The sequence below is a fragment of the Limnohabitans sp. TEGF005 genome (assembly GCF_055394835.1).
The window spans coordinates 2,011,015-2,024,477 of the sequence record NZ_AP029226.1; the positions used below are offsets into that span (position 1 = coordinate 2,011,015).

General features: G+C 60.0%; 13 protein-coding genes. 3 read left to right on the forward strand and 10 right to left on the reverse strand.

Annotation, left to right across the window (positions count from 1 at the left end):
• Positions 1–76: 76 nt before the first annotated feature.
• Both rpmF and ACZ5RG_RS09695 read right to left on the reverse strand, forming a co-directional pair.
• The gene (rpmF, locus tag ACZ5RG_RS09690) at positions 77–259 is read right to left on the reverse strand and encodes a 50S ribosomal protein L32 (RefSeq protein ID WP_019575026.1); all 183 of its coding nucleotides are present in this window, start codon (positions 257–259) and stop codon (positions 77–79) included.
• 138 nt (positions 260–397) lie between these two features.
• Positions 398–946, reverse strand: a complete 549-nt coding sequence (locus ACZ5RG_RS09695) for a YceD family protein (RefSeq protein ID WP_464446929.1) — start codon at positions 944–946, stop codon at positions 398–400.
• A 105-nt stretch (positions 947–1,051) separates the two neighbouring features.
• On the opposite strand from ACZ5RG_RS09695, the gene ACZ5RG_RS09700 reads away from it, so the two are divergent.
• Together ACZ5RG_RS09700 and ACZ5RG_RS09705 are read left to right on the forward strand one after the other, a co-directional pair.
• A complete protein-coding gene (locus ACZ5RG_RS09700; RefSeq protein WP_464448198.1) occupies positions 1,052–1,618 on the forward strand; it encodes a Maf family nucleotide pyrophosphatase in 567 nt (188 codons plus the stop codon).
• Positions 1,615–2,385 carry an SAM-dependent methyltransferase gene (locus tag ACZ5RG_RS09705; RefSeq protein ID WP_464446930.1) on the forward strand — a complete coding sequence of 257 codons (771 nt, stop codon included), beginning with the start codon at positions 1,615–1,617 and terminating at the stop codon, positions 2,383–2,385. The genes ACZ5RG_RS09700 and ACZ5RG_RS09705 overlap by 4 nt, the downstream gene beginning before the upstream one ends.
• 22 nt (positions 2,386–2,407) lie before the next feature.
• Here ACZ5RG_RS09705 and ACZ5RG_RS09710 read toward each other — a convergent pair whose 3' ends face one another.
• The 4 genes from ACZ5RG_RS09710 to ACZ5RG_RS09725 are packed head-to-tail and all read right to left on the reverse strand — an operon-like array spanning position 2,408 to position 5,441.
• Positions 2,408–3,406, reverse strand: coding sequence for a S49 family peptidase (locus ACZ5RG_RS09710; RefSeq protein WP_298600432.1), 999 nt, complete (start codon positions 3,404–3,406; stop codon positions 2,408–2,410).
• Positions 3,407–3,408: 2 nt separating this feature from the next.
• Positions 3,409–3,774: a Rieske (2Fe-2S) protein gene (locus tag ACZ5RG_RS09715; RefSeq protein WP_464446931.1), complete on the reverse strand. Its 366-nt coding sequence runs from the start codon at positions 3,772–3,774 to the stop codon at positions 3,409–3,411.
• Between the two features lie 13 nt (positions 3,775–3,787).
• Entirely contained in the window at positions 3,788–4,477 is a 690-nt protein-coding gene (locus tag ACZ5RG_RS09720) for an HAD family hydrolase (RefSeq protein ID WP_312262102.1), read from the reverse strand.
• Positions 4,449–5,441, reverse strand: a complete 993-nt coding sequence (locus ACZ5RG_RS09725; protein ID WP_312262100.1) for an RluA family pseudouridine synthase — start codon at positions 5,439–5,441, stop codon at positions 4,449–4,451. The genes ACZ5RG_RS09720 and ACZ5RG_RS09725 overlap by 29 nt, the downstream gene beginning before the upstream one ends.
• A gap of 590 nt (positions 5,442–6,031) precedes the next feature.
• Between ACZ5RG_RS09725 and ACZ5RG_RS09730 the strand changes: the two genes are divergently transcribed.
• Complete coding sequence (locus ACZ5RG_RS09730) at positions 6,032–9,097, forward strand: Rne/Rng family ribonuclease (protein ID WP_464446932.1); 3,066 nt, start codon at positions 6,032–6,034, stop codon at positions 9,095–9,097.
• A gap of 250 nt (positions 9,098–9,347) precedes the next feature.
• On the opposite strand, the gene ACZ5RG_RS09735 is transcribed toward ACZ5RG_RS09730, so the two are convergent.
• From ACZ5RG_RS09735 to hemC, 4 genes are read right to left on the reverse strand one after another with little or no spacing between them, the layout of a single operon-like run.
• Positions 9,348–10,643 (reverse strand): heme biosynthesis protein HemY, encoded by a 1,296-nt coding sequence (locus ACZ5RG_RS09735; RefSeq protein ID WP_298598338.1) that lies wholly within the window; start codon positions 10,641–10,643, stop codon positions 9,348–9,350.
• Between the two features lie 6 nt (positions 10,644–10,649).
• Positions 10,650–11,690 carry a uroporphyrinogen-III C-methyltransferase gene (locus ACZ5RG_RS09740; protein ID WP_312262412.1) on the reverse strand — a complete coding sequence of 347 codons (1,041 nt, stop codon included), beginning with the start codon at positions 11,688–11,690 and terminating at the stop codon, positions 10,650–10,652.
• Complete coding sequence (locus ACZ5RG_RS09745; RefSeq protein ID WP_464446933.1) at positions 11,687–12,469, reverse strand: uroporphyrinogen-III synthase; 783 nt, start codon at positions 12,467–12,469, stop codon at positions 11,687–11,689. The genes ACZ5RG_RS09740 and ACZ5RG_RS09745 overlap by 4 nt, the downstream gene beginning before the upstream one ends.
• A gap of 15 nt (positions 12,470–12,484) precedes the next feature.
• Complete coding sequence (hemC, locus tag ACZ5RG_RS09750; protein ID WP_298598329.1) at positions 12,485–13,402, reverse strand: hydroxymethylbilane synthase; 918 nt, start codon at positions 13,400–13,402, stop codon at positions 12,485–12,487.
• Positions 13,403–13,463 lie beyond the last annotated feature (61 nt).

Genomic DNA, 13,463 nt, shown 5'->3' on the forward strand with positions numbered 1-13,463 from the left:
AAAGCCACAAAAACAAAAGCCCGATGCTACTTATAAAGTAGCGCCGGGCCTCTTCAGGCTTGAGGGCTGACGCCGATCAGGCTTCTGACTTGTTTTTCAACACTTGGCGGCCACGGTAAAAACCGTTGGGGCTGATGTGATGACGCAGGTGGATTTCGCCTGTTGTTGGCTCGACAGCGATGCCCGGCACGTTCAGGGCATTGTGCGAACGGTGCATACCACGCTTGGAAGGCGACTTTTTGTTTTGCTGAACAGCCATGATGGCTCCTTGGAAGCTTGGATGCCGCGCTAATCAAGACGCAGCTTCTGGTTGATGAGAATGTCACCCAGAAAAAACTGGGCGAAGCCATAAATTATAGCCTAAGCCGAAGACCTTTGGAAGGACTTCATTGAGCACTTACTTGGAAATGCCCGTTTTAAGGCCCGCCAAAACACCAAACGGGTTAGGACGTTCGGCAGCCACTTCAAATTCAGGGTCGACTGCGGACATGGGCACTGTTTCAGGGCAAACCTCGTGCAAAGGCACCAACGGCAAAGACAAAATCAGCTCATCCTCGACCAAGGCCAATGCATCGAAGTCACGGCTGATGACCAAAATATCTTCCTCTGCTTCGTCATCCAGGGCCGCCGCAGTCGCCTCATCGGCCACAAAGCGGAACGAACGCTCGGCCTCCACAGGCTCGAGCACAGGCGTCAGGCAACGCTGGCACTGCATGGGCAAATCAACCGAAGCTTTCAAGTCAAGCCAAATTTGGTCAACGCCATCAGGCTGAGGGACTGATCGGCCTTGCAAATGCCAAACTACCGGGCCAGCAGGGAGCACATCACCGTATCGTTCATCGGCCAAACGAAGCCAATCGGCCAAGTGGCCCTCGCCCTTGAGGCTGATGGCATCACGGGCAAAAGACACCATGTCCAGGTGTTGGGGGTCCAATTTTTTTTCCATGGCTGCAGTGTAAGAGAATCACCCATCCGAATTTCAACCTGGGTTTGCGCTTTGACAACGACTTTTGCCCCTGCCCTCTCTCTCAATACACCCAGCCGCCCGGTCGTGCTGGGCTCCACCTCGCGCTATCGGCGCGAATTGCTGGAGCGTTTGCGCATCCCCTTCAGTGTGACCGCGCCCGAAGTGGACGAAACCCCGCAGGCAGGCGAAACTCCTAAAAATTTAGCCCTCCGGCTGGCTTTGGCCAAAGCCAAGGCCGTGGCGACATTGCATCCCGAGGCGGTCGTCATCGGTTCAGACCAAGTGGCCGATCTGGCGGGTCAACCCTTGGGCAAACCCGGTGAACACAGTCGCGCCGTACAACAACTGCGCCAAATGCGCGGCCAAACCGTGATTTTCCAAACCGCGCTGGCCGTGGTTTGCCTGGCCACCGGCTTTGAGCAGGTCGATTTGGCCGAAGTTCGGGTGGTGTTTCGCGATCTCAGCAACGACGAGATCGAGGCTTATTTGCAAGCCGAAAAACCTTACGACTGCGCAGGCAGCGCCAAAAGCGAAGGCTTGGGCATTGCCTTGCTGGAATCCATCGACAACGACGACCCGACCGCCTTGGTCGGCTTGCCCCTCATCCGCACAGCCCGCCTGCTGCGCCAAGCTGGAGTGAAACTGCTGTGAACGCCCCCCGATCTCAAGGCCGTCTGTTTCTGGTGCCCACGCCACTGGACTTTGGCTGCACCGAACAAGCTCCGATCACCCATGTGCTGCCAGAAGCCAGCTTGGCCTCGGCCGCAGGCATTCGGCATTGGGTCTGCGAAAACGCCAAAACCACACGCGCCTTTTTGAAACGCGTGGGCGAAACCCACCCGCTGATCGCGCCACTGCCTGAGCAAACCATCACCGAGTTGCCGCGCCATGTGCACAAAAAAGGCGACCACCAATCCGGCTTTGACGGCAAACCGCTGTTGACTGCTGCCTTGCAAGGTCACGATGTGGGCCTGATCAGCGAAGCAGGCATGCCGGCCGTAGCCGACCCTGGCAGCTCCGTGGTGCGTGCGGCGCACGACCTGGGCATCACCGTGGTGCCATTGGTCGGGCCTGTGTCCTTGCTACTGGCCTTGGCAGCCAGCGGCCTCAATGGTCAAAATTTCGCATTTGTAGGCTACTTGCCGCAGGACGCCGCTGAACGCGGGGCACGCCTGAAACAACTGGAATCACTGGCACTGAAAACCGGCCAGACCCAGCTGTGGATCGAAACGCCCTACCGCAACGCCGCCATGCTCAGCGGCCTGCTGCAAAGCCTGCAGGCCAACACACGCCTGGCGATTGCCAGCGGGCTGACACTGCCTTCGGCCCACATTCAAAGCCACACTGTGGCGCAATGGAAAAAGGGCCTGAAAGGCCCTGACGGTCACACGCCCGCGGTCTACGCCATCGGGCCTTAAAGCACTGAACAGCTCAGGCGGCTCAGCGCAGTCCGGTGCTCGCGCGCACGGCGCGGACAGAACCTTCGCCCACTGCCGCACCAAAGCGCTTGACCAAGCGTTCGGCCACGTTCTCGCGCTGGGTGTAATCAATGACATCCGGCGCCTTGACCACTTCGCGCGCCACGCCATCGAGGCTGCCCAAACTGTCGGCCAAACCCAGGTCCACGGCCTGTTGGCCGCTCCAGAACAAGCCGCTGAACATCTCTGGCGTTTCCTTCAGGCGGTCACCCCGGCCTTTTTTGACCACGTCAATGAACTGGGTGTGGATTTGGTCAAGCATGGCCTGAGCGTGTTTGCGCTGCGCCTCGGTTTGTGGGCTGAATGGGTCCAGAAAACCCTTGTTGGCGCCAGCCGTCATAAGGCGGCGCTCCACACCCAGTTTGTCCATCAGGCCCGTGAAGCCGAAACCGTCCATGAGCACACCAATGCTGCCCACGATGCTGGCCTTGTCCACATAAATCTGGTCAGCGGCAGCCGCAATGTAATAGGCAGCAGAAGCGCAAGACTCTTCCACCACAGCGTAAATGGGCTTGTTGTGCAAAGCCCGCAGGCGGATGATTTCGTCGTTGATGAGACCCGCTTGTACAGGGCTGCCACCGGGTGAGTTGATCAACAACACCAAGGCTTGCGAGCCGGAATCTTCCAGTGCCAAGCGCATGGAAGACATCACATTTTCTGCACTGGCTTGGGTTTCCGAGCCGATTTCACCCACGATGGACACCATCGCCGTGTGCGGCAAGCTGGGGTTACTGGTCGGTGAGTTGAAGCTGAACGCCTGCCAAAACACCAACGCCAGCAACAACAACCACGCCATGCGCAAGCCCACCTTCCAGCGGCGGGCGGTTTTTTGCTCGTTCAGATTGGCAAAGGCCAACTGCGCCAGCGTGTCACGCGCCCAGCCTTCATCGAGGGCGGCAGCAGCAGCTTTCACAGATTCATTGGAGGCCGAGGCGGACGTGTTGTCCAGAGGGTCTTGCATGGTCAAAATTCAAGGGGTTTCAAGTTGTAGGCAGTATGCCAGTGAACCACGCCGTCCCGCTCTGAAAGGTCTATTTGCACAAGGCCTCCGCGGCAAGGACCACCCGAGCAAGCGCCGGTATCGGGCTGGTAAGTGGCACCGTGTGTGGCACACATCAACCAGCGCCCGGTGTCGTCAAAAAAACGGGCGGGCTGGTAATCCATTTCCATCGCCACATGGGTGCAGCGGTTCAAGTAGGCATGCACCTGGCCTTGGTAACGGATGGCGAATGCGCGGCAGGTCTGCCCGGCATAAACGATGTCGAAAGGCACAGCACGGCCACCATTGACCAAATCTGCACTGTTGCACAAAGGGACTATTGGCTCCATGAAAAGCTCCTTTTCAGGCGTTTTGCAGCAACCAGTCGTGCAAATCACGCACGCTGTGCGCCACATGGCGCGGATTCAGGGCGTGGAAGGCGTCGGGCTCGTGCGCACCGTAACTCACGCCCACACTGGCACAACCGGCGTTCACAGCCATCTGAAGGTCATGCGTGGTGTCGCCGATCATCAGGGTGCGCTCGGGGTCCACGCCAAACTCGCGCATCAGTTCATGCAGCATGAGCGGATGAGGCTTGCCTGCCGTTTCATCGGCGGTGCGAGAGCCGTCAAAGCGGTGGCGCAGCTCAACCGCCTGCAAGGACTCGTTCAGGCCTTGGCGGCTTTTACCGGTGGCCACCGTCACCCAATGGTGTCGGGCTTTGAGGTCGTCCAACAATTCGAGCACGCCATCAAACAGGCTGATGTCGTTTTGGTGTTGGATGTAATGGTGGCGGTAACGCTCACCCAAAGCGGGGTACTTGTCTTTTGGCACATCCGGCGCAGCATGGGCCAAGGCAGGCATCAAGGCCATGCCAATCACATAAGAGGCGGCTTCGCGGGTCGGCTCCTGCCCGCCCACATCCACTACGGCCCGCTGGATGCAGCGGGTGATGATGGCCGTGGAATCGAACAGCGTGCCGTCCCAATCAAATGCGATCAGGTCAAACTGGCGAGGCCGAAATTCATTCAGATGGGCTGACATGGTCAACATACGCTTTCAATTCAGGGGGCAAATCGGCTTGCAAGGCCACGCGCTCGGCAGTCACCGGGTGGTTGAACTGCAAGCGCCAGGCGTGTAAAAACATGCGTTTAAGACTGGGGCTGGTGCCTGGCTTTTGAAGCTGGCGATTCCAGTCAAAGTCACCGTATTTGTCATCACCGGCAATTGGGTGACCTTGCGAAGACAAATGCACCCTGATCTGGTGGGTGCGCCCGGTCTTGATGGTCACCTCCAGCAAGGTCGCCCCCGGCAAACGCTTGGACACCTTGACCAAGGTAATCGAGCGCATGCCCTCCGGGTCTTCTGGCGTGGTTACTTTGACGCGGCGCTCACCGTTGGGCAGCAAAAATTTGTGCAGCGGCTGGTCGATCACCTTCAATTTAGCGGGCCACTCGCCTTTGACCAGCGCCAGATAAGTCTTGCCTGTTTCGCGCTCACGAAACTGATCTTGCAGCTGCTTCAAGGCACTGCGCTTTTTGGCCACCAACAAAATGCCGCTGGTGTCGCGGTCCAGGCGATGCACCAATTCCAGTAACTTCGCCTGAGGTCGCGCCTGCCGCAATTGCTCAATCACACCAAAGCTCACCCCCGAGCCACCGTGCACCGCCACACCCGCCGGTTTGTTGATCGCCATCAGGCTGTCATCTTCCAGCAACAGCGGAAATTCACGCCCAGGTGCAGGATGCGCGGCCTTTTCGGCTACTTTTTCAGAAATGCGCACGGGCGGCAAACGCACTTGGTCGCCGGTCTCGACCCGCGTTTCAGCGGAAGCTCGTCCTTTGTTGACGCGAACCTCGCCACTGCGAATGATTCGATAAACATGGGTTTTGGGCACGCCCTTGAGATGCCGTAGCAAAAAGTTGTCCAATCGCTGACCGGCAGACTCTTCGTCTACCAACAACCATTTGACGGCGGGCACCGCGGCAGCGGTTTGGGCCCCTATAATGTGATTCACTGGCAATTGGCTGTAAGTGGTTGATTCAAATGGAAATGAATTCCTGAAGACAGGAGTTTAGTCCACCACCACCGCGCCAAACCAGATGGTCGATGCCACCCTCGGCACGATTTGCAGACTGAAGGCCAACGCCAACAGTGGCCAATCGCCCCGGAGGTTGGGCCGACGTCCAGAAACCCAGATACGGAATACCCCAAGTCCAATAGCCCTTCAGGCTGTTGGACGGATCAAAGCGAGATGGTTGTGTTGTTCGGAACTTTGCTGATGTGTTTGGAGTGGCTCACGAAGCCGGGCTCCACAGTCACGCCTTGTGCCCAACAGTTTGTCTTGGACACCGGGGGAAGCCCCCGGCAGTGGACAAACCTTTACACGCCTTTTGCCTCGCCCCATCCACGCGCCACGATCCCCATTCCTGTGCTCACGCACGGCTGAATGGCGATCACCTTCGGCAATTCCCTTCGTTTCAGGCGTCAGCTCCGGCAACGGAGGCTTTGAGGTTCCCAGGAATCCAAAGCCAGTTGTGTAAACAGGCTCCAGGCCGCAGACATTTCTCTGCAACTGGACCACGCTGACAAGAGAAGGAACGCATCATGAAACGGATGCTGATCAACGCCACGCAAGCTGAAGAGCGCCGCCTGGCCATCGTCGATGGACAAAAACTCCTCGACTACGAAATCGAAATCGAAGGCCGCGAACAGCGCAAGGGCAACATCTACCAAGCGGTGGTGACCCGTGTCGAGCCCTCGCTCGAAGCCTGCTTTGTGGACTACGGCGAAGACCGCCACGGCTTTTTGCCCTTCAAGGAAATCTCCCGCCAATACTTTGCTGAAGGCGTGTCCGTCAGCCAAGCACGCATCCAGGACGTCATCAAAGAAGGCCAGTCCCTCTTGGTGCAGGTCGAAAAAGAAGAGCGCGGCAACAAGGGTGCAGCCCTCACTACCTTCGTCAGCCTGGCTGGCCGTTATGTGGTGCTCATGCCCAACAACCCGCGTGGCGGTGGCGTCAGCCGCCGCATCGAAGGTGACGACCGGGCCGAGCTCAAAGAAGCCATGGACCAGCTGGAATATCCCAAAGGCATGTCCATCATCGCGCGCACCGCAGGCATTGGCCGTTCCGCGCCCGAACTGCAGTGGGACCTGAACTACTTGCTCAAGCTCTGGACCGCCATCGACGGCGCATCCAAAGGCGGCAAAGGTGCATTCCTGATTTACCAGGAATCAAGCTTGGTGATCCGCGCCATCCGCGATTACTTCAACAACGACATCGGCGACATCCTGATCGACACCGATGACATCTATGACCAGGCTCAGCAGTTCATGAGCCACGTCATGCCTGAGTTTGCGAACCGCGTGAAGCGCTACCGCGACGACGCACCGCTGTTCAGCCGCTTCCAGATCGAACACCAGATCGAATCGGCCTACGCCCGCACCGTGCAACTGCCTTCTGGCGGCGCCATCGTGATTGACCACACCGAAGCCTTGGTGTCGGTGGACGTGAACTCGGCCCGTGCCATCAAGGGCGGTGACATTGAAGAAACCGCCACCCGCACCAACCTCGAAGCCGCTGATGAAGTAGCCCGCCAGATGCGCCTGCGCGACCTGGGTGGCCTGATCGTGATCGACTTCATCGACATGGAAGAGTCGAAGAACCGCCGCGAAGTGGAAAACCGCTTGCGCGACGCACTGCGCCAAGACCGTGCCCGCGTGCAGTTCGGCACCATCAGCAAGTTCGGCCTCATGGAAATGAGCCGACAGCGCTTGAAGCCAGCCCTGTCAGAAGGTGCGTCCATCCCCTGCCCACGTTGCGGCGGCGCTGGCCACATTCGCGATACCGAGAGCTCGGCATTGCAAATCCTGCGCATCATCCAGGAAGAGTCCATGAAGGACAACAGCGCCGCTGTGCACGCCCAAGTGCCGGTCGAAGTGGCGTCTTTCCTGCTGAACGAAAAGCGCTCAGAAATCGCCAAGATCGAACTGCAGCAACGCATCAACGTGCTGCTGGTGCCCAACAAGTCGCTGGAAACACCGCATTACAAACTCGAGCGTTTGAAGCACGACGATCCACGCTTGGACCGCATCGAAGCCAGCTACAAGATGGCCGAAGAGATCGAAGACGCCACCACCGTGACGCGCCGTTCGCAAGAGCCTACCAACAAGCAAACGCCAGTCATCAAGGGTGTTTTGCCCGATGCGCCAGCGCCGATCGCGCCAGTCAAGCCAGAAGCCCCGGTGGCCGCAGCCAAACCTGCCCGTAAGGCTGCAGCAGCACCCGTGGCCGCTCCAGCAGCCACAGGCGGTTTCTTCGGCTGGCTGAAAAACCTGTTCGGTGGCAGCGCCACTGAAGCAGCGCCAGCCACCGTGGGCAAAAAAGACGACAAGGCACGCGAAGGCCGCAACGGTGAACGCCGCAATGAAAGCCGCGAAGGTGGTCGCGATGGCGAACGCCGTGAAGGTGGTCGCGATGGCCGCCGTGGTGGTCGCGATGGCCGCCGTGGCGAACGCAGCGAAGGCACCGCAGGCGAGATCCGCGCACCCCGCGAAGGCGGTCGCCGTGGCGAAGGCCGCGGTGAACGCAGTGAAGGCCGATCAGAGGGTCGCAATGAATTGCGCGAAGGCGAAGCCCGTCCCGCACGCGGCGAACGTTCTGAGCGTGGTGAACGCGCAGAGCGGCCTGCTGGCGAGCGTGCGCCCCGCGAAGGCCGTCGTGATGGTCGCAGCGATAACCGAAATGAAAGCCGAAGCGAAGACCGCAGCGATGCGCAGCCTGAGCTGAGCGCCGATGGCACCGAAGTGCGCAATGAACGTGCACCCCGTGGCGAAGGTCGCCGTGAACGTGGTGAGCGCGGTGGTGAAGGCCGTCGTGAACGTGGCGAGCGTGGTGGTGAACGCCGCCAGGCAGACACCGCTTCCAGCGATGCCAATGCCCCAGAGTCAGCAGTGATCGCCACTGAAGGGCAAGATGCGAACGCGCCTCAAGAAGGTGGTGCCGCGTCTGAAAACAACGGCGAACGCCGTGAGCGCCGCTCGCGTGACCGCTACGGCCGTGACCGTCGCGAACGCGCAGGCGAGCCACGCCAGGACAGCACTGGCGAGGAAACTCAAGGCAACTTGAATACCGACACCACAGCCGCTGCGCCAGCCGCACAAGCCACTCAAGCCACGCAAACCACTGGTGAAGACCGTCCTGCACCACGCTCTTACTTTGAGCGTGCACAGCAAGCCGCAACCACACCAATGGCCGCACCAATGGCCGCAACAGTTGCAGCACCCGTTGCCGAAACCTCTGTTGCCAACACCGAAGCGCCTGCCGCTGTGGCCGCACCTGTTGCCGTCACGCCACCTGCTGCACCCGCCGCCGCACCCGCAGTAGCACCCGCCGCAGTGGCAACCTCACCAGAGGCAACGCGCGCTGGCTTGCCGTCCGTGGCCAGCTACACCCTGCAAATCGACAGCCTGCACCAAGTGGCGCAAGGCTCCGGTTTGGTTTGGGTGAACTCTGACGCAGGCAAAGTGGCCGCCGTTCAAGCCGCCATTTCGGCAGAACCCAAGCCAGTTCGCGTGCCGCGCGAACGCCCACCCGCGGTTGTCTTGAATGATGGCCCCTTGGTTTTGGTGGAAACACGCAAAGACCTGAAGGACATGAACTTGCCGTTCTGATCTAACCCATCAAGTGCTTGAGCGCTTGACAAAAAAACCGGGCTCATGGCCCGGTTTTTTTTCGTCCGCTCAAAACCGTTTTAATCGCTTTGGCGTCACCGTCTTGAACTGCGGCAAGCCGGCTTTAAGAGCTTTGTCATGCCCGGCTTGACCGGCTATCCATGTGCATCGAGGGCATGAAAGCACCGTCTGCTGGAAGTGCCAGCAACCGAGGACGAGAATGCCCTTCCTTGAGGCACCCAACAAAACCTCAGGGTTGGGCCACCAAGGCAGCCTGTTTCCAGGCCTGCGCTGCCGCAACAGGCTCTTGGCGTTGTTCGGCCAATTCAGCCAGAGCACACCAAGCCCGACGCTTCAAGGCGGGGGTCTGCAAACCCTTGACCGCTTGGCTCAACAGACTTTGCGCCTTGCCCCACAGCTGGTGGCGCAAGCACACCATGCCAGCCAGATACTGCAATCGCGCATCTTGAGGCTGGGCTTGCTGAGTCGCTTCGATGCGGGCCAGCCATTGCCGGGCATCAGGTGCCTGGGCATCTGCCAAACTGGCCTCCATGGCTTGGACCATGCGAGCCAACTGATCGGGCGTCCAACTGGACTGCTGCGACTGCAAAGGTGTCCACAAAGGCTGGAGCCATGGCCTGGCCACCGCACCCGAGCCACCCAAAGCCACAAAACGCAAAGCGGCTTCCGCTGCAATGTCCGGCATAGCGCGTTGCACGGGATTCAAATTGAGCCACCAACGCTCAAGAGCGTCGGCATCGTGCATGTTCGACAACCATGCCAGGATCAGGCCACGCACCAGACTGTCAGCAGTTGACGGCGTGAACGCACGGTGTTTGGCCAGCAAAACAGCTGTGTCCAAAGCCAGCGCGGGTTGCCCCGCCAATCGGGCAGCCTTCAGCTGCATGCGCATGGCCACCACGCGACGCCCGGTCGCATTGGGCAAAGCCTTCAAAAGGCCCAAGCTCCCCGAGGCATCACGGTCATCCAGCAACCACCTGGCTGCACGCAATTGAGCCCCATCGGTCAAGGTCTGGCGCTCAGAAACAGCGCCTTGTTTCGCCGTTTCGAGGGCTGCCTGCAAATGCGATTGACGCAACACTCGGTCTTGCAACGCGTGTGCCGACTCGGCCGCCATGATGTGCGCCACGGTGCGCAAGGAAACCGCATGGTCTAGCTGAAGGCCAGCGTCGTTCAAATGCGACTCCTTTTCAAGCGCCGTTTGCGCCGCCTTTCGGGCCCGCAAAAACCGCCCGGCCATGAAGCTGCTGATCGACTCGAGCAGCGCGGCGTGAGCAGCCCTTTCTTTTTGCTGCAAGCGCCAGCTGTGTGCGTGCTTGGGCAAAGACAGCAAGGCCGACAAAGCCTGCTGGGCCAACACCACCACCAGCACGACAAGGCCCAGCACCAACAGAACCAAATTGAGTGAGAAGTCGACCCTGTAGGACATCAAGAACAAGGCCACTGTGCCGTTGTTGTGCCAAGCCAGCCATGCTGCAGCTGCAGCCAAAGAAAACAAACTGATGAGCCAAAGAGCTGCGCGCATGCGGTCTTACCTTCCTGCCGCCGCAGTGGACAATGCCGTCAACGACCCTTCCAGGCGCGGCATCTCACTGGCTTTTAATTGGGTTCCGGATTGCTCCAGCAACTGAAGCAACTGGGTGGTTTTGCGCGACGAAGCATCGGCATAGCGACGAACGGTCACGGCGGCAGACGCCAGATCGGCCCGGGCCGCATCTTTTTGGCGTGCCAGCAGGCCCAGACGGGCATTGAGCAATTTGAGCTTGAGGTTTTCGCGCAAGAAAAACCCTTGCTCAGGGGACATCAGCGCGGCTTCAGGCAGCTCGATGCGACTCACCCGCACCAAACCCTTGAGCTGATCGGCAAACTGCATCAAGCCGGCCAGCCACCAAGAGGGCGCAGGCCCGGCAACCCCCTCTTGGGCCACAGACCGGTTCATCGCCACAGTGGGCAATTCCTGATTGGCCAGCACCAAGCCATCCACCAAGGCCACGCCTTCATCCAGTTTGATCAGCAAACCGGGCAAATCAAACACGGCCGTGGTGTTCAATCGTTCCTGATCTTTTTCAAGGGCGCGGAGCACCGGCGCCAATCGGGGCTGTGCGGCCCGCTGCACACGCAACTGCGCCGACTTGAGCGCAGCCAGCAGGGGCTCCATGCTGCCCGTCAACTGCGACTGCTGCTGAGCCATGCGCAACGCCGCTTCAATGTCCACGACCAAATTTTCATCGCGCGACCGCGACAGACTTTGGATCAACTCCTCCAGCTGCCCACGTTGCAATGCCACCTCGCCCAAGCGGGTTTCCAACAGCGTCAGCCGAGCCGCACTGTCTTTCACGGTTTCTTGTGCCTGCTTGGCCCAGGCTTTGGCTTCCATGGACTGCTGCCCGGCATCGGCGCTTTGCCGCGCCAATTGCTCCTGAATCCGCGACAGCTTTTGCCACAGCAAAACAGACACCAGCAAAGCCAAGCAGGCCACGCCCAAAGCCAACCACCAGCCCCGAAGCACGGGCCGGGAGGTCGTAGCCACAGGCTCGACAAGAGAAGATGCGGATTCGGGCTTGGAGGTCATGTGAGCGATTTTATAGACTCGGCTTGTGCTTCCAGACCTGCGGGCACCGTATCCACCCGCCCCCAGCCCATGGCACACAGTCTTTGGGCAATGCGGGGGTGCGTGGCCAACGCTCTAGCCTGCCCCAATGGCAAGTCAGGGCAAAGCTGCAACAAGTGATGCACCGCCTCGGAGCTGCTGAACAGCCACCAGCTGCCATCGGTCATCGCCTGCGCAGCCCTTTGCTTTTGGCTGGGCGACAGCACGGGGGTCTGGCGCACATAAGCCACGGCTTGCGTCACCTGAATGCCAGCGTCTGCCAGTTTTTGTGCCAACCAGTCACGCCCGGCCAACTGGCCCTGGGCATCGGCCCCGCGAACAATCAGCACCGAAGCCCGCTCTGTTGATTGCACGCGCCCTGCAACCAACGTCCACAAGGCCTCCGAATCAAACTGACTTGCATCGGCATCGGGCGAATCGATTTGATCGGCTGGCCAACCGCAGGCCAACAAGGCGGCATGGGTGCCAGGCCCGGTAGACCAGGCACGGCAAGCTTGCAGGCCCAGCCCCGCAGGGCGCTCAGCCATGAAAAACCGCACCGCATTGGCGCTCACAAACATCACCGCCAAATGCCGGGGCACGTTGGCCCAAGCGGCACGCAAAGCCGATGCATCGGGCAAAGGGGCGATCTGAATCAGGGGAAGGATGTCGGTGCGAACACCACAAGCGAGCAAGGCCGTCGCCCAAGACTCGGCCTCACGCTCTGGCCGGGTGACGATCACCACAGGGGTTTCAGCCATGCGATTTTTGAAGGGTCAATGCGCGCCAGCCTGGCGCAAAGCCTGGGCCACGCGCAGGCCCAAAGCCTCTGCAGCGGGCAGGTCAGCCACCGGCGACTCGTCATTGGCCATGACCAGCTCAGTCGCGCCCTCCGGTTCGCCCCAAGCGGCACGCAGCTTGAGCACGCCGCCTTCGATGGTGGCGTGGGCCGCCAAAGGCATGGAGCAACTGCCGCCCATGGCCCGGCTCACGGCACGCTCGGCCGCCACCCGACGCCACGACGGCGCGTCGGCCAGCGGTGCCAGCAAGGCGCGCAAATCTGCACGGTCACTGCAAATTTCAATGCCCAAAGCACCCTGGCCTGCAGCAGGCAGCATCTGGTCGGTTTCAAAAATGTGCCGAATGCGCTGGGTCAAACCCAGCCGCTTGAGGCCCGCAGCGGCCAACACAATGCCTGCGTATTGGCCTTCGTCGAGTTTGCGCAAACGGGTGTCCAGATTGCCGCGCAAAGGTTCGATCTTCAAATCGGGGCGCAAAGCGCGCAGCAACACCGTGCGACGCAAACTCGATGTGCCCACCACCGCGCCTTGTGGCAGGTCTTCCAGACGGGCATAAGCGGCAGACACCCAGGCATCGCGGGGATCTTCGCGCTCCATCACACAGGCCAGATCAAATCCTTCTGGCATGTCCATGGGCACATCCTTCAGGGAGTGCACGGCAATGTCAGCACGCCCCTCCTGCAGGGCAACTTCGAGTTCCTTGACGAACAAGCCCTTGCCGCCGACCTTGCTCAGACTGCGGTCCAGGATCTGGTCACCTTGCGTGGTCATGCCCAGCAGACTGACACGACAGCCCAAACCCTCGAGCAGGGCTTTGACATGCTCTGCTTGCCAAAGCGCCAAACGGCTTTCACGGGTAGCGATCACGATGGAGGGGGCAGAAGTCGAAGACACGTTGAATTTCTCGTTGAATAGGCCTCATCACGATGAAACCAGTTGGTAATTAATAGGGTCC